Source organism: Mesonia sediminis, from assembly GCF_042684705.1.
GTDB classification, from domain to species: domain Bacteria; phylum Bacteroidota; class Bacteroidia; order Flavobacteriales; family Flavobacteriaceae; genus Mesonia; species Mesonia sediminis.
On sequence record NZ_JBHULZ010000041.1, the window covers coordinates 305,836 to 326,959 of the forward strand.

The window sequence follows — 21,124 nt, forward strand, 5'->3', positions numbered from 1 at the left end:
TATGGGTAATTATAAAGCATTCAGTTTTTTTAATAATAGGGCTTTGTTCATTCTTGCGCTTAGTCTATTTTGTGTTAACCATGACTCCGTCGCGCAAGAAATCCGCGCAAGCTTAGATACCAATCAAATAAAAATTGGCGAACAAATTAATTATAAAATTGAAGTGGTTGCCGATAGCTCTGCCCAAATTAAATTCACAGAAGGCCAAAGTTTTTTACCCCTAGAGGTGGTAGAAACTAGCTTAGACACTTTAACAGCAAAAGAGAAATTAAAATTTATAAAAAATTATACTATTACTTCTTTTGATGCTGGTGAATATATATTGCCAGGCCAGACGGTGAGCGTTAATAATTATAATTTTTACACCGATTCTTTAGCTGTTAAGGTCTTGGACGTTGAGGTAGATACTACCAAACAAAAACTATATCCGGTTAAAGAATCCATTTACTATGAACCCCCACTATCTTTTAATTATTGGATACTTGCAGGTATTTTAGTACTGGTTTTGATATTGCTAGTTTTAGGTATTTATTTACGGAAGAAAAAAAGTAGTCAAAAAGCCAAATTACCGCCTTTTGAGCAAGCTTTGTTGAGATTAAAAGAACTCGACCAGCAAGATTTGTTAGCTCAAGGGAAAGAGAAACGATTTTACACGGTCTTAACCGAAGCATTAAAAGGATATGTAGACGAAGAGATCGATGCGCGAGCTTTAGAAAGTACCACTTCAGAGTTTATCGCCTTATTAAAAGCCAAACAAAACCAAGGTAAATTGCTGCTTGAAAATGAGCTAATAGATGAATTTGAGCTTTTTCTAAAGCGAGCAGATCTAGTAAAGTTTGCCGGATTTAAACAAGGCAAGTTAGCCGCTAAAGAAGATCGAAAAAGAATAGAAAAATATTTACAAGATTTAAAGACTGCTATACCAGCGCCTACCTTAGAAGAACTCCAACAAGACGAAGCCTACCTTACAGCCCAAAGAAAGAAACAGAAAAAAAGACAACTTATTTATGCCGGTTTAATTGTTTTGGGTGTGGCGATTGCCAGTGGAACTGCGTTTACAGCCTTTAAAGGCACCGATTTTGTGCGCGAGCTGTTGGTTTATGACACTAATAAAGAGCTTCTTAACCAAGAATGGATAAGCAGTAATTACGGATATCCTGAAGTTAAGATTATCACGCCTCAGGTGCTCATCCGTAGACTCCAGGACCAAATCAACAAGACAGACGTACCTCAAGGCGGAAGCGTAGAAGAGTTTTATTATGGAACTATGAGCGCACCTTATCATATAGTAGTGCGTACTATGGTTTATCCTGAAAAGACCCAATTCAACCTAGATCAAAGTATTGCCGCTATTCAACAGGATTTAGAAAAAATAGGCGCTAAAAATATACTTGTAAAAGATGAAGATTTCACAACTATAGATGGCATAAAGGGCAAGAAAGTTTATGGGAGCTTTAGCTATTCACCAGAAAAGAAGGAGCAAACGATAAGAAAAAGCTATCAAATTTTAAATTTTGGTTATCAAGGAGCTTTCCAACAAATTATATTAATTTATCCAGATCAAGATAGCTATGCACAGGAGATTACCTCGCGCATTGTTAACTCTGTTGAATTAAATACGGCCAAAAAATGATTACAGCATTAAACGATATTACATTTGAACACCCACAATGGTTTTGGCTATTTTTGATTTTCCCGTTTTTAATTGCTTGGCAATTTTATACCTACAACAAGCAAAATGCAACGGTGAAATTATCGAGCCTATCTGGATTTTCGGGCGATCAAGGTTGGCTTTCAAAACTCAAACCAATTTTAATGGTTTTTAGACTCCTGGCTATAGCTCTATTAATCACGGCCATGGCTCGACCACGTACAGTTGATGTTTCTACCCAGACCAATACTACCCAAGGAGTTGATATTGTAATGGCCATAGATGTTTCGGCCAGTATGTTGGCAAGAGATTTAAAACCAAATCGCTTGGAAGCTTTAAAAGAAGTAGCTTCAGATTTTGTTCAAGCGCGACCAACAGATCGAATTGGACTTGTAGTTTATGCCGGTGAGAGTTTTACTAAAACCCCTATTACTAGTGATAAACGCATTGTGCTCAATGCCTTAAACGATATTGAATACAACACCTTAATAGAAAGCGGAACCGCAATTGGTATGGGGTTGGCGACCTCGGTTAACCGATTAAAAGATAGCGAAGCGAAAAGCAAAGTAATTATACTTTTAACCGATGGGGTAAATAACGCTGGCTTCATAGATCCTAAAATAGCTACCGAGTTAGCTTTGGAGTACGATATTAAAACCTACACCATAGGCCTAGGTAGTAACGGTATGGCTCTTGGGCCAGTATCAATTGACCGTCAAGGTAATTTTAATTACGGTCGCGTGCCTGTTGAAATCGATGAAACCTTGCTAAAGGAGATTGCTAATAAAACAGGTGGACAGTACTTTAGAGCAACAGATAATGATAAACTCGAAAAAATTTATGAAGAAATAAATAAGTTAGAAACAACAGAGATAGAAGAGTTTAAGTTTTACAATTACGACGAAAAGTATCGTGTTTTGGTGCTTATAGCGGCTTTCTTATTGCTGTTAGAAGTATTGATTAAGAATACCTTATTAAGAAGCTTTGTGTAAATGATTGTATTAGAAGAGAAAATATATTTTTGGTTATTGGCATTAATCCCCATTCTTATAATGGTTTTTTTGCTCAATCTGTGGTGGCGTAAACGCAAGCAAAATCTATTTGCCGAAAAACAATTTCTGCAAAAATTAAGTCCAGATAAAAGTGTAATAAAACCTACTATAAAATTAATATTGTGGTGTTTTATTTTTGGCGCCATTGCCTTCGCCTTAGTCAATCTTAAAATAGGATCAAAAACCGAAACCATAAAAAGAGAAGGAGTAGATATAGTTTTTGCCATGGACGTTTCAAAATCCATGTTGGCCGAAGATATAGCACCTAACCGATTGGATAAAAGCAAGCAAATTGTAAACCAAATCATCAACAGTTTGGCCAGTGATCGTATTGGAATTATTGCTTATGCCGGGAGCGCTTTCCCACAATTGCCTATAACCACAGATTATAGTTCGGCTAAGTTGTTTTTACAAGCCTTAAACACCAATATGGTCTCTAGCCAAGGAACCGCCATTGGGGAGGCTATACAATTGGCTCAAAGCTATTATCCAGAAAACAGTAAAACCAGTAAGGTGTTAATTATTTTAAGCGATGGTGAGAACCACGACCATCAAATAAACGAAATTCTCGCAGATGCTAAAGAAAATGAATTAACGGTTATTACCATTGGAGTGGGGACGCTTAAAGGAAGCACTATCCCTATAAAAGAGAACGGTAGAGTAAAGCAATATAAAAAGGATAAGAATGGTGAAACGGTTATTACTCGTCTAGATCCTAGTACTTTAAAACAAATTGCATCAGCTACAAATGGCACATACATTGATGGTACAAATACCCAAGAAGTGATAACTCAAGTGAGTGAAGCATTGAGTAAAATTGAAAAAACAGAATTTGAAACTAAGCAATACGCCAGCTACAAAGATCAATTCCAATGGTTTATAGGTCTAGCGCTACTTTTGGTTATCCTTGAACTTTTGGTGTTCGATAAAAAAACAGCGTGGGTAAAACGTTTAAATTTGTTTAACGACAAAGACAATAGGCATGATAATAAATAAAGTATATTTTAGCTTTGTGCTTTTATTCCTTTTCGGGTTTGTAACCGTACAAGGGCAAGAACGCTTATCTGAAGAGCAAAAACAAGCCCAGTCTTATCTTTCTGAAGCGCAGCAGGCCATTGAAGAAGAAGATTTCCCTGCAGCCGAAGCCGCTTATCGAAAAGCCATTGCTAAAGATCCAAATCTCGCCGAAGCTCGATATAATATAGGGAATCTGTATTCTAATAATTCAAAACCAAAAGAAGCCAGTACGCGCTTTTTCGAAGCAGGTCAAAAAGCCAGTGCAAAAAATTTAAAGCATAAAGCATTTCATAACCAAGGCAATATGTTTATGAGTCAAAAAAATTATGCTGCTGCAGTCGAGGCCTATAAACAAGCTTTACGTAATAATCCTAACGATGATCAAACCCGATATAACTTAGCTTTGGCTAAAAAAATGCAAGAAAAAGAGCAACAGAACCAAGACAATCAAGACAACCAGGATAAAAAAGATAATCAAGATCAAGATAATCAAAACAACCAAAACAATCAAGATCAAGACGATTCTAAGAATAAAGACAAGCCTCAAGACGAAGGAGATAAAAAACAAGATAGCCAACAACCCAAAGATCAAGATCAAAAGGATGAGTCAGCAAAACCTGAAGTAGGCGATGGGCAAAAAGAGCCGCAGCCTAGCGAAGGAAAACTTTCTCCTCAGCAAATCAAGAATTTGTTAGAAGCAATGGAGAATCAAGAAAAAGAAATTCAAGATAAAATAAACGCCAAGAGAGTAAAAGGTAAAAAAGTTCAAACAGATAAAGATTGGTAGATGAGAGCAAAATTAGTTTTATTTATATTTCAGTTCCTTTTTATATCGGTAGCTTGGTCTCAAGTTAAGTTTGAAGCCGAGGTAAGTAGAAATTCTTTAGGCCTAAACGAGCGTTTACGAGTAGATTTTGTGATGAATCAAGAAGGCGATAACTTCAAACCACCAGCTTTTAAGAATTTTACCGTAGTAGGGGGGCCATATCAATCAATCAGCAACAGCTATATCAATGGTAAACGCAGCTTTAAAAAGTCGTATGGTTATTATTTAGAACCTAACAGCCGTGGGAAATTAGAAATCGGTCAAGCCGAAGTTTTAATAAACGGGCAAACCTATAAAACTTCGCCAGTAACTATAACTGTTTCGGCAGCAGTAGATCAGCCTAACCAAGAAAATACCGCCAACAAACGCGCTAGTCAAGGCATACACTTGGTTACGCGCATATCTAATGAGCAACCCTACCTAAATGAAGGTATAAGTGTAGAATATGTACTGTATATCAGTCCGTCGGTAAATATTAGCAATTGGCGACCAATTGACAACCCTAAATTTGCCGATTTTTGGAGTCAGAATATAGATATTAAACGTTTAGAAGTAAAAGAGGGGACTTATTTGGGAGAGCCATATCGTTATGTAACTTTAAGGAAAACCGTTCTTTATCCTCAAAAGACAGGAGAGTTAAGCATTGAACCGCTCACTTTATCGCTTTCTGTAGACGTTCTATCTGATCGAAGAGATTTTTTTGGTAGAAGGTTATATGAGACCATTGATCAGCGTGTATCGGCCAAGACCAGAACGATTAAAGTTAAGCCGCTTCCTACAGAAAATAGACCGGCTAATTTTAACGGAGCCGTGGGCGATTTTAAATTTAATGTTTTAGTAAATAAGAAAAACCTGCAAGTAGGCGAGTCTCTAGAGGCGAAAGTGCAAGTATCTGGTAGTGGTAATTTAAAACTTTTTCAACTGCCTAAACTAGTGACTCCTTCTTCCTTAGAGGTTTATGAGCCAGAGCATATTGAGGAAGTGAGAACAACTCAAAACGGTATGCAAGGTAAAATCTTTGATAATTATACTTTGGTGCCGCAAAATAAAGGTAAATATCCTATCCCAGCGCTTTCTTTTTCGTATTTTGATCCGCAACAGCGTGCCTATAAAACTTTGACCGCTCAAGAAACTTTGATTGAAGTTGAAGGAGGAGTAGGAATACCCGGACAAACATCGGTTACAACCAATCAAAATATAGGGTCTCAAAAAAATAACATTACCCAAAGCAGAGAGCCTTTTCGGTTTCTAAAACTAAATACCGATTTTCATGAGGCAAATGCTAATCGCTTCTTTAGATCTTTAGGGTATTGGTTGCTATTACTAACGCCATTTTATATTTTACCTTTACTGGTTTTTCTTAAAAAGAAAAGAGCCAACTCTAGCCTTAACGCTGGCGAAGGAAACGCAAGTAAATTGGTGAGGAAGTATTTAAATGAAGCACACCAGCATAAAAAGCGTCCTGATTCTTTTTATGTTCATCTAGAACGAGCGCTTTACGGATTTATAAGAACAAAATTAAAGATTGCCAATAGCGATTTAAACAAGGAAAAAGTGATTCAAGTGCTAGAGCAGCATAAGGTAGAGGATAAAATTATTGAACAATTTATAACCTTGCTTAAAAATTGTGAAATGGCACGTTATACTCCGTTAGCTCAGGCTAATGTTGATCACGATTTTGAAGAGGCAAAACGCATTGTTACCCACTTGGATAAAAAATTATAATTATGAAGAGATTCTTAAGTATTTTGGTATGGGTGATTGGCTTTAGTTATATTGGTTTGGCTCAAGAACCTACAGCGCTTTTTAAACAAGCGGCAACCGCTTACAGCCAAGAAGATTACAAACAAGCTATAAAATTATATGAATCTATTTTAGATCAGGAAATAGAATCGGTGAGTGTATATTACAATTTGGCTAATGCCCATTATAAACTAGAAAATGTAGCCGAAAGTATTTATTACTATGAAAAAGCTTTGCAATTGGCTCCTAATGATCAAGACGTTCTACATAATTTAGAATATGCAGAGCAGATGCGAATTGATGTTATTCAGGAAGCCGATTTAACTGGAATGGAAAAAATAAAGCAAAGAACTATAAATAAGTTCTCGCTTTCCTTCTGGGCTTGGCTAAGTATAATTTCGGCATTGCTGGTAGTTTTGTGTGGAGTGTTTTATTTTTTTAACAGCAAAAGTAGTGTGAAGCGTCTAAGTTTTAGTTTTGGTGTTCTCTTTGTATTGGTAAGCTTAATTCTATTTTGGTTTGCGCACTTGCGGTATGCGGAAATAAGTGATAATGAATATGCGGTTATTTTTGCCGAAAAAACCGCTTTGCTTGCAGAGCCAAATAAGAATTCGGCCTCGAGTATTCAGCTACACGCGGGGACAAAGGTTAAGGTGCTGGATTCTTTTAATTCTTATGTAAAAATTGAATTACCCAATGATCAACAGGGTTGGCTTTCTCAAGGAGATTTAAAAAATCTTTGATTTGTTTTCGAGAAAGTTAAATAGATGAAGCTAATTATTTTATACTTTCGTTAAAAATAATTAGCTAATACCAAACCTCCATGGGAAAAGCCTATTACAAAAAGATATTAGAAAACAATAAGAAGTGGGTAGAACAAAAACTAACCGAAGATAAGGACTTTTTCAAAAGACTAGAAAACGGACAGCAACCACCTCTGCTTTGGATAGGTTGTGCCGATAGCCGTGTACCAGCCAACCAAATTATTGGAGCTCAACCCGGTGAGGTTTTTGTACATAGAAATATTGCCAATGTAGTGGTTCATACCGATATGAATATGCTAAGCGTTTTAGATTACTCGGTTAATGCGTTAAAAATAGAACACATTATTGTTTGTGGGCACTATGGTTGCGGAGGGGTAAAAGCAGCGATGCAGAACAACTCAATTGGTTTAATAGATAATTGGATCAGACACATCAAAGATGTTTATAGAATGCATAAGAAGCAGCTTGAAAGTATTACAGATTTTCAAGAGCGCTGGGATACTTTTGTAGAATTAAACGTAAAAGAGCAAGTGACCGATTTAGCCGAAACTTCAATTGTGCAAAATGCCTGGAAGAACGGACAACAACTAACGCTGCACGGTTGGGCTTATGGGGTAGGCACTGGTATAGTCAAAGATCTTGACGTAAATCTAAGTAGTAATAACGACTTAGATGAAATCTATAGACTTAATTTTTAATGCCCTATTCAGCATCTATCACCCAAGTAGCTAAATCAGGTAAAATAGCAGGTGCCAACATTTTTATTTTAGGGTAAAGTAGGCTATGCTTGGCATCAAATAAAAATTCCTCCTTGGGTAGCACCGCTTGATTAAAAAAATATAATAGAGCACTTAAAATAAATGCCGTTTTCAAAAGGCCAAAGATTCCGCCAAGTATACGATTTAGCAAACCTAGTGCTAATGCACTCGCAAACTTAGTAAGCAGTTTACCAACCAAAAGAAAACCCACAGCAATAAGTAAAAAAGTAGCGGCATATGCCAACAACTGGCAATATGCAGGCGATAAGTTAAATTGTTCTTCGATAAAGGTATAGGCAAAATGACTAAAATAAACAGCGCCATAAAGCCCTAAAATTAAAGCGGCCAGTGAGGCTAACTCTCTAATAAAGCCCTTCATCAAACCACGAATAAGACCAAAACCTAAAAATAGGATTAAAATGATGTCTATAATTTCCATAAATCAAATATAAAAAAATGAATCAGATACCAGTGATTAAAAGTGGTCACATCTTATTATCTTTGCGGTATGGTAAATGACGAAATTTTAAAAGAGCGTTGGCAGCAATTACAAAAACAATTGGCTGCCCAGTTTGGTGATGGGGAAACCCTAGAACTTGATGCTATTATTTATCTAGTAGGGGTTCAAGAATTAGGGCAATTGCATAGAAGATTTAAAAAAGATCACAAAATAGATTTAATGCATATTGCCATTTGCAGGCTTTTAGAGCCCTATGGTTATTATGCTTTTGATTATATTGATGAAGAGGGATGGCCGCATTATACGGCACTCGAAAGCTTACCTCATTTAAAGCCTGGAGAACAAAGTCTAATGATGAAAGAGGCGCTGGTTAATTATTTTTTAGAAAAAGAGTACATACGTTAAACCTTGGGTTTTAAGCTAAACCCTGCAGATGTAGAATTTAATAATTTTAAAAAATATTCTTTACGGAATCTTTTTTCTTAAATTTGCGGCTGCATTAAGCCATAGCTATGATAGATAAAATTAAGAAATATATTGTTGAGGTAGAGAACTTCAAATCAGACTCGACTGAAGAGATAGAGAAGTTTCGTATTAAGTTTTTAGGAAAAAAAGGGATTTTAAATGGATTTTTCGCCGAATTTAAAAATGTCCCTAACGAGCAGAAGAAAGCTTTTGGCCAAACGATAAATGAATTAAAAAATGCCGCACAAGAAAAGGTAGCAGCCTTAAAGCAAGATTTGGAGAGTAAGCTAGAGGAGCGAGGGGTTTATGGTGATTTAACACGCCCAGGTGAAAAACTTAGCATTGGGAGTAGACATCCAATATCATTGGTCAAAAATCAAATTATTGAGATTTTTTCTAATATAGGTTTTAACGTTTCTGAGGGTCCAGAAATAGAAGACGATTGGCATAACTTTTCAGCATTGAATCTACCAGAATATCATCCTGCGCGAGATATGCAGGATACCTTTTTTATACAAACTAATCCCGAAGAAATTTTGTTGAGAACGCATACTTCAAGCGTTCAGGTAAGGTATATGGAAGATCAAAAGCCTCCTATTAGAACCATTTCACCAGGTAGAGTATTTAGAAATGAAGCCATTTCTGCACGCTCACATTGTATTTTTCATCAGGTAGAAGGCTTGTATATAGACAAAGATGTAAGTTTTGCAGATTTAAAGCAAACCTTGCTTTACTTTACAAAGCAACTTTTTGGAAAATCAAAAATTCGTCTTAGACCTTCTTATTTCCCCTTTACAGAACCCAGTGCAGAGGTAGATATTTATTGGGGCTTAGAAACAGAGACTGATTATAGAATCACGAAAGGGACCGGCTGGCTTGAGATTATGGGCTGTGGTATGGTTGACCCGAATGTATTACGCAATTGCAATATAGATCCGCAAGAATACTCTGGCTTTGCTTTTGGTATGGGTATTGAGCGCATTGCCATGCTGCTGCATCAAATAGATGATATTCGCTTGTTTTATGAAAACGATGTTCGCTTTTTAAAACAGTTTAAATCGGTTTTATAGCTAGTTTAAACTAATCTAAGCTCTCTTTTTAATTGGCGGGTACACATTTTAAATGTTACTTCACAAGACTAGTGTAATCTTTTTTGAAAGACCTTTTTTAGCTACTTGTGCTATTGTGAAAGCTATTTTAATTTAGGACGAGAATAAAGAATTTAAAATGAAAAAAGATATAAAGATAAATCAAGTTAAAGGGGTACAAATAGCGGCCATTTATGAAAAGCATCCAGAATACCATACAGACGATTGGAACATCTATTTAATCAATACCTTAGATCACGCCATTGAAACCATTCTCATTGTTTCTGAAGGCAAAGACGAAAAAGTAAAAACTTCGGTTTTTAGAAGAAGTTTAAAGGTGCTGCCGGCAAAATCTTATGCTAAAATAGAATTGATTCAACCGGAATTACTTCAAATAGATAACTTATTTTCAGTGTCTTTTTTTGATGCAAATGATTTTATGCACAAAAATTTTATATTGAGAAAAAATTCGGCACAACCTTCAAAGATTACAAAGCTCCCCGTTATTAATAAGAAAGGAGTTTTAGCTGAGTAACGGCTATTTATTAAGTTTTCTTAAGTTCATTAACACAATGGCGGTTAAAATAAATACAATGCCTAACCATTGCCATGCATTTACGCTCTCATCTAATAAAAACTTCGCCATTAACACCGCTACGGGTAATTCAATACTCGTAATTATGACCCCAAGACCCACATTTAGTTTAGGCATGCCGGTAGTCAGGAATAAAGGCGGGAGAATGGTACCAAATAAGGCTAAGATAGGTCCCCAAAAATAGAATACTTCGACATTAAAATTCTTATTTACAATAAAAGAAGGCAAGGTGATAAAACTTACTATCAACAACCCGCCGATAACCATGTATTTACTGCGTTCTAATGCTGGTAAACCCAATGAGACCGTATTGGAGGTATAGATGGTTACCGTATAAGAACAAGCAGCTAATAGCCCATAGCCAATGCCACGTAAATCAAAAGTTATTTCCTGAAAAATTAGGTTGGTGGCTAATAAAGTTCCTGTTAAAATGACCAAAACCGCAATAATTTTCAGTGGGCTGGGTTTGGTTTTGGTTAAAATACTGTCTAGAATAACACCAATCCACACACTTTGCATCAATAATACAATACCCATAGAAACGCTGATGTATTGCACGGCTAAATAGTAAAAAATACTGGTTAAGCCTAAAGAAGTACCTGCCAGCAATAATTTGAATTTTGAGGTTCCTCCTTTTTTTTTCTGTTTTTTACCTTTATAGATACTAGAAAGTACGGTTAACCCCAAAACTCCAAGAAGTAGTTGAGCAAATGTAACCTCGTAGGTAGTAAATCCTTTTTCATAAGCCATTTTGACAAATGTGGTAAGCACACCATAACTAGAAGCGCCTAATGCTACCAATAGGCCTCCCTTTAATACATTGTTATTCACGGGATATTAATTTTAAAAATTGTAGAAAATTAGTCTAATTTATCGACTAATTTCAAAAATACCTTTTTAGGATTTTTATTTTCGTAAAGAATAGCATAAACCGAATTGATAATTGGCGTTCGTGCTTTCTTCTCACTTTGTTTGTTAATTAGGTAAGCGCTTTTTGCAGCGTAGTACCCTTCGGCAATCATACTCATTTCCATTTGAGCGCTTTTAACGGTGTAACCTTTCCCTATCATATTACCAAACATTCTATTTCTGCTAAATACAGAATAACCAGTAACCAATAAATCGCCTAAATAAGCCGAATCGTTAATATTGCGTTTCATTTTATATCGTTTTTTAATGAAACGCTTCATTTCACGTATGGCATTACTCATTAAAACACTCTGAAAATTGTCTCCGTAACCAAGGCCATGTGCTATTCCCGCCGCGATAGCATAAATATTCTTTAGTACTGCGGCATATTCAGTTCCAATTACATCTTCTGTAGTTTTACAAGTGATATAATGGTTACTCAAGTGATTGGCCATAATCTTAGCCCTATCTTCATCCGCGCAAGCAATAGTAAGATAAGATAGACGTTCTAACGCTACTTCTTCTGCGTGACAAGGCCCTGTGATCACACCAATTTGCTCAAAAGGTATATTGTGATATTGATTAAAATGTTCGCCGACAATAAGACTCGATTCGGGAACAATGCCTTTTATAGCACTAAAAATTGTTTTGTCGGTTAAGGAAACCTCGAGTGTATCTAAGCTCGACTTCAAAAATGCCGATGGAATAGCAAAAATGATATAATCGGCATCTTTTACAGCTTCATTGATATCGCTGGTCAAATTTAATTGCTGGGTGTTAAACTCTACAGAACTTAAATAATTAGGATTGTGTTGTTCTTTTTTAATGTGGGCTATTGCATCATCATTTCGCATATACCAATTTAAACGGGTTACGTTTTCACATAGCATTTTAACTAGGGCTGTTGCCCAGCTACCACCGCCAATAACGGCAAATTGTATTTCTTTACTCATTTGCTTCATTCTTTAGCTAAAGTACAAAATAATATTTTTTAAATCTCTCAAGCAACAACTTGCACTTTTAACATTTTTATAAGGCTTGCAGTGCAATCTAAGCCAGATGACTGCGTTATTGAAGTAGATTATTTTAGTTGGTTATTTAGTTGAGAAAAGTCATTCTTCCTTTTTTAAGGTTTGAGTGACTTTTTTTATACGTTGTGCTATTGATACAAACCTAGCTTATCTATATAATTAAAAACCTCTGGGGCCAATAGCGGCCTCATTTCTTTTTCTTCTTTAAAACACTGACGAATAAATGTTGAGGATATTTCCATTATAGGAGCTTTGATAAAAGTAACCTTGGGGTGATCTTTTAGCTTTGCCTCCTTTTTTAAATCATATATTCGTGGGTAAACCAATATATTAAATCGCTCTAAAATCACTTCACTATTTTTCCATTTAGGAAAACTCTGTAAATTATCTTCGCCCATTATAAGATGAAAATCATAGTGCTCGTGTTTCTCTTCTAGATGTACTAAGGTGTTAATAGTATAATTGGGTTGGGGTAGCCCAAATTCAATAGCACTGGGTTTAATTTTATCGTAATTGGCGGTAGCCAATTCAACCATTTCTAATCGATCATAATCAGGCAATAAAGTCTTTTTCTTTTTATGCGGATTATGTGGGGTAACTACCATCCAAACTTCATCTACAGGCCCAAACTCGGCAATATGATTTGCAATCGCCAAGTGCCCCAAATGTATTGGGTTAAACGTACCAAAAAATAAACCTATTCTCTTTTTCAAAATTATGTGTTTTGAATAAATGATTTAACTAATTGATAAGATTCCTCTAGCGCTTCTTCAAGGTTGTTATTTATGATGATAAAATCAAATTGCGGAGCGGTAGCCATCTCTATTGAAGCTTTTGCAACCCGCATACTTATGCGTTCTTCGGTTTCTGTTTTACGCTTTTTTAATCTTATTTTTAGTTCTTCGATGCTTGGAGGCTGCACAAAAACGGCTAATGTTCTTTCTGGGTAAATACGCTTGATATCTAGTCCGCCTACAACATCAATGTCAAAAACTACATGTTTGCCTTTTGCCCAAATGCGTTCTACCTCGCTTTTAAGTGTGCCGTAAAAATTGTCTCGGTAAACCTCTTCCCATTCTAAAAAGTCATCGTTTTTGATATGATGCTTAAACTCCTTTAATGACATAAAATAATAATCTTTGCCATCAACTTCATTTGGTCGGGGAGCGCGAGAGGTAGCCGATATTGAAAAATCTAGATTTAAATCTTTTTGCTTTAATAAATGCTGAACAATTGTGGTTTTCCCAGAACCAGAAGGTGCAGAAAAAACTATAAGTTTTCCTTCTACCATTACAATACGTTTAAAAGTTGCTCTTTAATTTTTTCCAATTCATCTTTCATCTGCACTACCAATTTTTGCATAGGAGCATAATTAGATTTACTGCCAATGGTGTTTATCTCCCGGCCGATTTCTTGTGTGATAAAACCTAATTTCTTACCGTTTGAGTCGGGGCTATCTAAAGTTTTGGTGAAATATTCAAGATGATTTTCGAGCCTGATTTTTTCTTCGGTTATATCATATTTTTCGATATAATAAATCAGTTCTTGTTCAAAACGGTTTTCGTCAACTTGCTCTTTTAATTCAGATATGCTTTTTTGTAAGCGATCTTTTACCGCTCGAACTCTTTCGGGATCTATACGCAACACCTCATCTAGTAGTTGGTGAAGGGTTTTAATGCGTTGCTTAAAATCTTTTTCTAGTGCCAGACCCTCATCTTTTCTAAACTGTAATAATTCGGCTAAAGCCTGATTTACAGCCAGCTCTATAGCTTGGTATTCTTGCTCGTCAATTTCTTCTTTTTCGGTTTTTAAAGCATCGGGAAGACGCATAGCCATTTGCAAATAGGCAAGTTCTTCTTGGGGGTTCGATTCACCTGTGCTAATGATTGACTTAAGAGAATTCATATAGTTTTTTACCACAGCCGGGTTAATGCTAGAAGCGGTTTCATTTCCTGTGTTTTCTACATACATAGAAAAATCAATCTTTCCGCGGGTTAGAGTCTTTCCTATTAATCCGCGTAAGCTTAACTCTTTTTCACGGTACTGTGAAGGCATACGAGCGTTGATATCAAGATTTTTACTATTAAGCGATTTAATCTCGATGTTTATTTTCTTGTTTGGCAGGTTAACAACATGTTTCCCAAACCCGGTCATAGATTGTATCATCTAGGCTTTTTTTATAAAGTTGCGCAAAGTTAAGAAAAACATAGCGTATACTAGCCAACTTTCAAAAAGGCTTAAAAAAAACACAAATTAGTATGCTTGCATAATAACAAGCTTTATTTTTGAAACAAAAAAAGAATGTATACCAAGCAATTTGAAATTAGATGGAGTGATATTGATGCGAATAGGCATTTGGCTAACTCAGCCTACTTAAACTTTATGAGTCATACCCGAATGAGTTTTATGTTAGAGCATGGCTTAGGTCAAAACGATTTGGCGCGTTATAATGTAGGTCCGGTGGTTTTTTATGAACACATTTACTACTTTAAAGAAGTATTTTCTAATGAACCCGTAACGGTAACAATGGCTTTAAAAGGCTTGTCTGATGATGGCAAGTACTTTGAGTTTACTCACAATATTTACAACGCCAAGGGAGAACATGCAGCACATTGTGAAATTTTGGGCTCTTGGATAGACTTAAAAACGCGTAAAATTACTGCCTTACCAGATGATTTAATCAAAGGCATTCATCAGTTAGAAAAAACCGAAGACTTTAAAGTCTTAACACAAGAAGATACTCGAAAATTTGGTAAGCGACCCGTGAATAATCCAAGCATGGCGATATAAGTATATGAACATATAAAAAAGCGCTGCCTGAAGCGAGCGCTTTTTTATAATGTCGCCTTAACTTGAGCTATTGTATTTTTGTGATTCCCCACGAAAATATCATCATTAATTATAAATACTGGACGCTTTAAAAAAGTGTAATGTTCGAGTAAAAGTTCGGCGTAATCAGCTTCGGTTAGTTGCTTGTTTTTAAGCTCTCTCGATTTATATAATTGGGCTCGTTTATTAAACAACTTCTCATAACTTTTGGTGCTTTGATAAAGCACATCTAAATCTTCTTTATCGAGCGGCTGTTTTTTTATGTCTTGCAGTACAAATTCTGAGGGTAAATCTAATTCTTTTAAAATGCGCTTACACGTACTACAACTCGATAAATAAAACACTTTTTTCATAGTAAATTTTTCACGCTAATATAGCAAATTAGACTGGCAACGAGAAAGCCTCTGCTCAATTTTGGTATGTATTATAATTTAATTATCGTTCTTTTATCGCTTATCCTTCTTGGTTCTTTATGTTGCTCAGCTTAACTTTGATGAAGTTAAATCAATACCAATGAAATTTAATACCAAAGTTGTGCACGGCGGGCAAAAAAATGTTGATCCGGCATATAATGCAGTGATGCCTCCCATTTACCAAACTTCAACCTTTGTTCAATCAAGTCCGGGTGAACATAAGGGTTTTGCCTATGCCAGAAGCGCTAACCCTACAAGGACAGCATTAGAAAAAGCTATTGCAAGCTTAGAAAATGGTAAATATGGAATGGGGTTTGGCTCTGGAGTTGCCGCCATTGATGCAGTAATGAAGTTGCTTAAACCTGGTGATGAGGTGCTCACTTCTACAGATATTTACGGTGGCACACATCGCTTATTTACCCAGATTTATGCAGATCTAGGTATAAAATTCACATTTATATCTATGCAAGAAGCCCGGAATATGGAAAGGTTTATCAATCAAAACACAAAATTGATTTGGATAGAAACACCTACAAATCCGTTATTACATCTTATCGATATACAGGCTGTGGCTAAAATAGCTAAAAAGCATAGTATACTTTTGGCGGTAGACAATACATTCGCTACCCCCTATTTACAACAGCCTTTAGCTTTGGGTGCAGATATTGTTATGCACAGTGCAACTAAATATTTAGGAGGTCACAGCGATGTGATTTTGGGAGCACTGGTGGTAAATGAGTCAGATCTAGCCGAAAAACTATATTTTATTCAAAAAGCCAGTGGAGCTATACCGGGTCCGCAGGATTGTTTTTTGGTATTAAGAGGCATAAAAACGCTGCATTTGCGTATGCAAAGGCATTGCGAGAATGCAAAAGCCATAGCTTTGTTTCTAAAACAGCATCCAGCAGTAGACCAAGTATATTGGCCTGGTTTCAAGTCGCATCCTAACCACCATATCGCAGAAAAACAAATGACAGATTATGGAGGCATGATTGCTTTTACCATAGTAGGTAATCAAAAGGAAAAAGCCCTACAGGTACTTGAAAACTTAAAAATTTTCTCCTTGGCGGAATCATTAGGCGGGGTAGAATCTTTAGTGGGGCATCCTGCAAGTATGACCCATGCTTCAATCCCAAAAGAAGAGCGAGAAAAAATGGGTGTAGTGGATACTTTAATTCGGTTAAGTTTAGGCATAGAAGATCACGAAGACCTTATACTCGATTTAAAACAAACCTTAGATAATGTTGGTAGTTAAAAGAATGATTTAGAGTATTGGCACTACATATTAAGGTAGAAAACATAACCTACATTTATCCAAAAAGCCCAATCATTGTATTTATTTTGCGGGTTATCGTGGTCTAGACCATCAATAAAATCATTACCATAGTAGGTCCAGCGTAAGTCGATTAATACACTACTTCTTTTGGTAATATTGTATCGGGCACCAGCACCACCTTTTAAAGCATAAGTGGTTCCAGAGCTCGGATCTATATACGACTCTTCTCCAAAAGGAGCCAAAAATTCATTAAAGGTATTGTTGATGGCCCCTATACGACCAGGTAAATCGGTTGCTACTTCGGGATTATATAGCACTAAGTTAACCCCTAGATTTAGATAAGGCGCAATTTTCCGGTCTCTGGCGCGCTCAGAAATTCTAATAAGAAAAGGGTACCACTCTAAGCTAGGACCTATTTCTAATGTAGTTGCTTTACCGTGCATAGATCGCAATTGCAATCCGCCAAGGGTATTTTTATCGGCTTCTTTACCAAAGTGATTTAGATTGGTTTCTGTATATGTTAGTTCGGTTCTTACTTTAAAGTGATTATTAAAATACCTAACACTATGGTAACATTGACAATCGGCGCTATAAGCAAAATTAATATAGTGTACGAGACCTACGCCTAATCCTACATTTCCAAAATTGGTCTCTCTGTTTTTTCGTAAACCATAATCTGATTTAAAGAAGACAGGACCTGTGGTAATACCTATTTCTTGAGAAAAAGATTGGGCCTCTAGGGTTTGAGGCGCCCAAAAGAAACCTATAAAAAGAAGTAAGATATAGTGTAATTTCATTAGGTATTATCTTGTTAGATAAACAAATATATAAAAACCTTGCAAATACAAACCCCGAAAATATACAATTCATCTAAGAAGATAGCAATAAACAAATATATTTGTAGCAGTATTGCTAAACAGATATTTGGCATAGTGAGCGAAACGTAGGGTATAATGCCTGCGTAAGGTATAAGGAAAATTATTTTAATTTGTTTATACTAGAAATCAGAAAATTAGAGTTAACAACCTTAAAAATACTATCGTGTATAAATTTTTAACAATTATACTTATTTTGTTTAGCTTTACCCCAAGTAAAGCGCAAAGCGAGCTAGATTGGGAAGATCATTTTTCTTATTATCAAATTCAAGATATAGCCAGATCGGGGAGTACTTTTTTTGTTGGAGCTCAGAATACTGTTTTTATCTACAACCAAACGACAAGTAGGGTAGAAAAAATATCATCAATTCAAGGGTTGTCGAGTCAAAACATTAGCAAAATTCACTTTAGTGCCTCTTATAATTTATTGTTTATAGGCTATGAAACCGGATTGATTGATGTTTATAATTTACAAACTAAAAATGTTTTCAAGCTGGTTGATATTCCTAATAAAACTGGTATACCGCCTTCTGAACGTAGAATTAACGATATGCTAGAAGATGGAGATAAATTATACCTCGCCACCAACTACGGTATAACCGTTTTTAGATTAAATGAACTTAAATTTGGTGACACCTACTTTATCGGTAATGCTGGTGCAAATTTACAGGTCAATCAACTGGCAATACAAAACGATAACCTATACGCGGCTACCCAGGCCGGATTGCGCTATGCAGATAAAAACAATCCTAATCTTATAGATTTTAACGAGTGGAATGCCATAAATAGTACAGAATACAAAGGCGTAGCCTTGGTTGATAACCAATTGCTTGCACTTACTGCAAATAATGCCCTACAAAAGGTGCAAAATAACAATGTTTCCCAGCAGGTAAATGTAAATTTTAATGTGGTTGATTTTCGTGTTAGTGAGGAGCAGATTATATTAACCGGTAGCCAAGTTATTAAAGTTTATAATCAGAATTTAAATGAAGTTCAGAATTTAAATAATTTTTCCATTTTCTCTCCGCAATTCACTTGTGCCATTTATTATAACGCACGATTCTATACTGGTGATTTTAATTTAGGTCTGCTTTCGTTTATAAATGCCTTTGACGAACCAAAATATTTAAGTCCGTTGGGACCCATAAGAAATGATGTGTTTGGGTTAGATGCCATAGCCAACGAATTATGGGCGGTTTATGGCGAATATACAGGAGCCTTAGACCCCTACCCACTAAACCAGCGCGGGATAAGCCATTTAAAAGATGAGCGATGGATTAACATAGCTTATGATGATTTACAAGATACTCGCGTATTGGTAAGACCCATCATAAACCCCAAACAAACCAACCAAGTTTTTATAAGCAGCTACGTAGACGGATTTTTAGAATTGGTGAACAATGAAATTGTTTTTAAATATGATGAGAATACCGCAAATCTACCCGAAACCCTAGATCCTAACGGCAATACTGTGATGGGCGATGTACGGGTAAACGGTTTAGATTTTGACTCATCGGGTAACCTCTGGGGTACGATAAGTTTGGTGAAAAACGGACTTTTTAAACTAACACCAAGTTCGGGTAGGCTTGATTTTTTTGATATATCCGAAATTATTCCAAATTACTTCTCTGGTGAACTAGGTTTGAGCGATTTAGTTATAGATCAATCTAACCTCATTTATTTTGGTAGCTATGCCAATGGGCTTATTGGTTTTAATCCGGCTTCAGGGCAATTTGCTAAAGTAACCGGGCAAGAAAGTGCAGGGAATTTACCCGAAGGAAACTCGGTTAAAACTTTAGCTTTAGACAACAATAACCAACTCTGGATAGGGACTACCTTGGGTCTTCGGGTTCTTTTTAATCCTTCAAGCATGTTTACCAATCCAGACACGAGCACCAGTCAAATTATTATATTAGATGAAGATGGTGTGGCTCAAGAGCTCTTAGCAGAAAACAGTATACAAGACATCGCGGTAGACGGTAACAATAATAAATGGATCGCCACCGAGGCCGGCGTATTTTATGTTTCGGCAAACGGGCAGGAAACCATTTATCATTTTACCACAGACAATTCGCCACTACCTTCAAATTCGGTAACCAGCATCGCTATAGATCCAGAAACAGCTAAGGTTTATATAGGCACCCGCAGCGGGCTCGTCGCTTTTAGAGGAACAGCCACAAAAAGTCAAGAAAATTTTGAGCAAGTACGGGCTTATCCCAATCCTGTAAGGCCTCATTATAAAGGCCCTGTTACCATAGACGGATTAATGGCTGGGGCAAACGTAAAAATAACCGATATAAGTGGCAATTTGGTTTTTGAGACTACCGCTCAAGGCGGAAGTGTGCAATGGGATACGCGTGCCTTTGGCAAGCACGAGGTAGCCAGTGGAGTTTATATTGTAATGCTCACCTCGGCAGACCAACTAGAAACCAAATTGGCCAAAATTATGATTATTCGCTAATGCTTATCAAAACAAAACTTATTGTTTTACATAGCCTACGCTTTGGTGAAGCCGATCTTATTGTGCGTTGTTTCACAGAAGGAAAAGGAAGTCTTTCTTTTTTGCTAAAGGGCGTGCTAAAAAGTAAGAAAGGAAAATTAAAAAGCAGTCTATTTCAACCTCTCCACATTATCGATGCCGTTATACAGTACAAAGAAGGCAGAAAACTCTCTTACTTTAGAGAAGCTAAAATAGATTTCCCATACAAAAGTATTCCTACCAATATATTTAAATCTTCTATAGCCTTATTCCTAGCCGAGTTAATTGGTATTTGTATCCAAGAAGAAGAGCAAAACCCATCGCTTTATCGCTTTTTAGAAGAACAGTTCATAGCCTTAGACCAAAGCGAACAATTTGCCAATTTTCATCTCAAATTTATGGTCGATTTTACCAAATACTTAGGCTTTTTACCTCATAAAGGCGATGATCAACAAGCCTATTTTAATCTAGAAGAGGGGCAATTTCAAGCTACAGAGACCAACAATTATTGCCTGCAAAATGAAAATACAAAGTTGCTGCAACAACTGCTACAAGAAAATAAGGAAACAACCCAGCAGCTCAACCTCAATCAAAACCGTAGGCAAGAATTTATACAAATGATGCTTTTATATTACCAATTGCATTTGTCAAGCTTTAGAAAACCAAAATCTCTAGAGGTGCTCAATCAATTGTTTTAGACGGGCGTGCCCCGTTTACCAAAACGGGTCGGGCTTTCATTACTCGCTTTGCCTAAACTAAGTTTAGGCAAGAGCTCAAACATGCCATTCAATCCCTCACGCCAAGTTCAATTAGCCATAGATTATTTAGGAGAATCTTTTAAATCTCTTAAAATTCCGCTAAGATTTCTATAAAGAAAAATACCGGCACGTTAT

At 36.3% G+C, this 21,124-nt stretch carries 22 protein-coding genes; 14 read left to right on the forward strand and 8 right to left on the reverse strand.

All coding sequences use genetic code 11. The features are described 5' to 3' along the window. The first annotated feature begins 1 nt into the window (after window position 1). From ACFSQ0_RS09430 to can, 7 genes are all read left to right on the forward strand, one after another. Complete coding sequence (locus ACFSQ0_RS09430; RefSeq protein WP_379047402.1) at window positions 2–1,633, forward strand: DUF4381 domain-containing protein; 1,632 nt, start codon at window positions 2–4, stop codon at window positions 1,631–1,633. After that, on the forward strand, window positions 1,630–2,643 hold the full coding sequence (locus tag ACFSQ0_RS09435) for a vWA domain-containing protein (protein ID WP_379047405.1): 1,014 nt from the start codon (window positions 1,630–1,632) through the stop codon (window positions 2,641–2,643). The genes ACFSQ0_RS09430 and ACFSQ0_RS09435 overlap by 4 nt, the downstream gene beginning before the upstream one ends. Further along, window positions 2,644–3,699 carry a vWA domain-containing protein gene (locus ACFSQ0_RS09440; protein WP_379047408.1) on the forward strand — a complete coding sequence of 352 codons (1,056 nt, stop codon included), beginning with the start codon at window positions 2,644–2,646 and terminating at the stop codon, window positions 3,697–3,699. Further along, window positions 3,686–4,507 carry a tetratricopeptide repeat protein gene (locus ACFSQ0_RS09445; RefSeq protein WP_379047411.1) on the forward strand — a complete coding sequence of 274 codons (822 nt, stop codon included), beginning with the start codon at window positions 3,686–3,688 and terminating at the stop codon, window positions 4,505–4,507. The genes ACFSQ0_RS09440 and ACFSQ0_RS09445 overlap by 14 nt, the downstream gene beginning before the upstream one ends. Further along, window positions 4,508–6,271: a BatD family protein gene (locus ACFSQ0_RS09450; RefSeq protein ID WP_379047413.1), complete on the forward strand. Its 1,764-nt coding sequence runs from the start codon at window positions 4,508–4,510 to the stop codon at window positions 6,269–6,271. 2 nt (window positions 6,272–6,273) lie between these two features. Then, entirely contained in the window at window positions 6,274–7,032 is a 759-nt protein-coding gene (locus ACFSQ0_RS09455; RefSeq protein WP_379047416.1) for a tetratricopeptide repeat protein, read from the forward strand. Between the two features lie 80 nt (window positions 7,033–7,112). Further along, window positions 7,113–7,751 carry a carbonate dehydratase gene (gene can, locus ACFSQ0_RS09460; protein WP_379047419.1) on the forward strand — a complete coding sequence of 213 codons (639 nt, stop codon included), beginning with the start codon at window positions 7,113–7,115 and terminating at the stop codon, window positions 7,749–7,751. 4 nt (window positions 7,752–7,755) lie between these two features. Here can and ACFSQ0_RS09465 read toward each other — a convergent pair whose 3' ends face one another. Beyond that, a complete protein-coding gene (locus ACFSQ0_RS09465; protein WP_379047422.1) occupies window positions 7,756–8,250 on the reverse strand; it encodes a CvpA family protein in 495 nt (164 codons plus the stop codon). Window positions 8,251–8,319: 69 nt separating this feature from the next. Between ACFSQ0_RS09465 and ACFSQ0_RS09470 the strand changes: the two genes are divergently transcribed. From ACFSQ0_RS09470 to ACFSQ0_RS09480, 3 genes are all read left to right on the forward strand, one after another. After that, window positions 8,320–8,676, forward strand: a complete 357-nt coding sequence (locus tag ACFSQ0_RS09470; protein ID WP_379047425.1) for a hypothetical protein — start codon at window positions 8,320–8,322, stop codon at window positions 8,674–8,676. A 107-nt stretch (window positions 8,677–8,783) separates the two neighbouring features. Then, window positions 8,784–9,806 (forward strand): phenylalanine--tRNA ligase subunit alpha, encoded by a 1,023-nt coding sequence (gene pheS, locus ACFSQ0_RS09475; RefSeq protein ID WP_379047428.1) that lies wholly within the window; start codon window positions 8,784–8,786, stop codon window positions 9,804–9,806. A 157-nt stretch (window positions 9,807–9,963) separates the two neighbouring features. Then, window positions 9,964–10,359 carry a hypothetical protein gene (locus tag ACFSQ0_RS09480; RefSeq protein WP_379047431.1) on the forward strand — a complete coding sequence of 132 codons (396 nt, stop codon included), beginning with the start codon at window positions 9,964–9,966 and terminating at the stop codon, window positions 10,357–10,359. Between the two features lie 3 nt (window positions 10,360–10,362). Here the strand turns inward: ACFSQ0_RS09480 and ACFSQ0_RS09485 are convergent, their stop codons facing one another. From ACFSQ0_RS09485 to ACFSQ0_RS09505, 5 genes are all read right to left on the reverse strand, one after another. Next, window positions 10,363–11,250 carry an EamA family transporter gene (locus ACFSQ0_RS09485; protein ID WP_379047434.1) on the reverse strand — a complete coding sequence of 296 codons (888 nt, stop codon included), beginning with the start codon at window positions 11,248–11,250 and terminating at the stop codon, window positions 10,363–10,365. A gap of 29 nt (window positions 11,251–11,279) precedes the next feature. Next, entirely contained in the window at window positions 11,280–12,281 is a 1,002-nt protein-coding gene (locus tag ACFSQ0_RS09490) for an NAD(P)H-dependent glycerol-3-phosphate dehydrogenase (RefSeq protein ID WP_379047437.1), read from the reverse strand. Window positions 12,282–12,487: 206 nt separating this feature from the next. Further along, a complete protein-coding gene (nadD, locus tag ACFSQ0_RS09495) occupies window positions 12,488–13,072 on the reverse strand; it encodes a nicotinate (nicotinamide) nucleotide adenylyltransferase (RefSeq protein WP_379047440.1) in 585 nt (194 codons plus the stop codon). 2 nt (window positions 13,073–13,074) lie between these two features. Then, window positions 13,075–13,650: a guanylate kinase gene (gene gmk, locus ACFSQ0_RS09500; protein WP_379047442.1), complete on the reverse strand. Its 576-nt coding sequence runs from the start codon at window positions 13,648–13,650 to the stop codon at window positions 13,075–13,077. Continuing rightward, the gene (locus ACFSQ0_RS09505; protein WP_379047445.1) at window positions 13,650–14,525 is read right to left on the reverse strand and encodes a YicC/YloC family endoribonuclease; all 876 of its coding nucleotides are present in this window, start codon (window positions 14,523–14,525) and stop codon (window positions 13,650–13,652) included. The genes gmk and ACFSQ0_RS09505 overlap by 1 nt, the downstream gene beginning before the upstream one ends. 135 nt (window positions 14,526–14,660) lie before the next feature. Here ACFSQ0_RS09505 and ACFSQ0_RS09510 point away from each other — a divergent pair, with 135 nt between their 5' ends. Further along, window positions 14,661–15,149 (forward strand): acyl-CoA thioesterase, encoded by a 489-nt coding sequence (locus tag ACFSQ0_RS09510; protein ID WP_379047448.1) that lies wholly within the window; start codon window positions 14,661–14,663, stop codon window positions 15,147–15,149. Between the two features lie 44 nt (window positions 15,150–15,193). Here the strand turns inward: ACFSQ0_RS09510 and ACFSQ0_RS09515 are convergent, their stop codons facing one another. Further along, window positions 15,194–15,541 carry an arsenate reductase family protein gene (locus ACFSQ0_RS09515; protein ID WP_379047451.1) on the reverse strand — a complete coding sequence of 116 codons (348 nt, stop codon included), beginning with the start codon at window positions 15,539–15,541 and terminating at the stop codon, window positions 15,194–15,196. Between the two features lie 160 nt (window positions 15,542–15,701). Here ACFSQ0_RS09515 and ACFSQ0_RS09520 point away from each other — a divergent pair, with 160 nt between their 5' ends. Further along, window positions 15,702–16,856: a trans-sulfuration enzyme family protein gene (locus tag ACFSQ0_RS09520; RefSeq protein ID WP_379047454.1), complete on the forward strand. Its 1,155-nt coding sequence runs from the start codon at window positions 15,702–15,704 to the stop codon at window positions 16,854–16,856. Between the two features lie 23 nt (window positions 16,857–16,879). Here ACFSQ0_RS09520 and ACFSQ0_RS09525 read toward each other — a convergent pair whose 3' ends face one another. Then, on the reverse strand, window positions 16,880–17,674 hold the full coding sequence (locus ACFSQ0_RS09525; RefSeq protein ID WP_379047457.1) for a THC0290_0291 family protein: 795 nt from the start codon (window positions 17,672–17,674) through the stop codon (window positions 16,880–16,882). A 244-nt stretch (window positions 17,675–17,918) separates the two neighbouring features. Here ACFSQ0_RS09525 and porZ point away from each other — a divergent pair, with 244 nt between their 5' ends. Both porZ and recO read left to right on the forward strand, forming a co-directional pair. Beyond that, window positions 17,919–20,213: a type IX secretion system anionic LPS delivery protein PorZ gene (gene porZ / locus ACFSQ0_RS09530; protein ID WP_379047460.1), complete on the forward strand. Its 2,295-nt coding sequence runs from the start codon at window positions 17,919–17,921 to the stop codon at window positions 20,211–20,213. After that, the gene (recO, locus tag ACFSQ0_RS09535) at window positions 20,213–20,929 is read left to right on the forward strand and encodes a DNA repair protein RecO (protein ID WP_379047463.1); all 717 of its coding nucleotides are present in this window, start codon (window positions 20,213–20,215) and stop codon (window positions 20,927–20,929) included. Before porZ ends, recO begins: the two co-directional genes overlap by 1 nt. Window positions 20,930–21,124 lie beyond the last annotated feature (195 nt).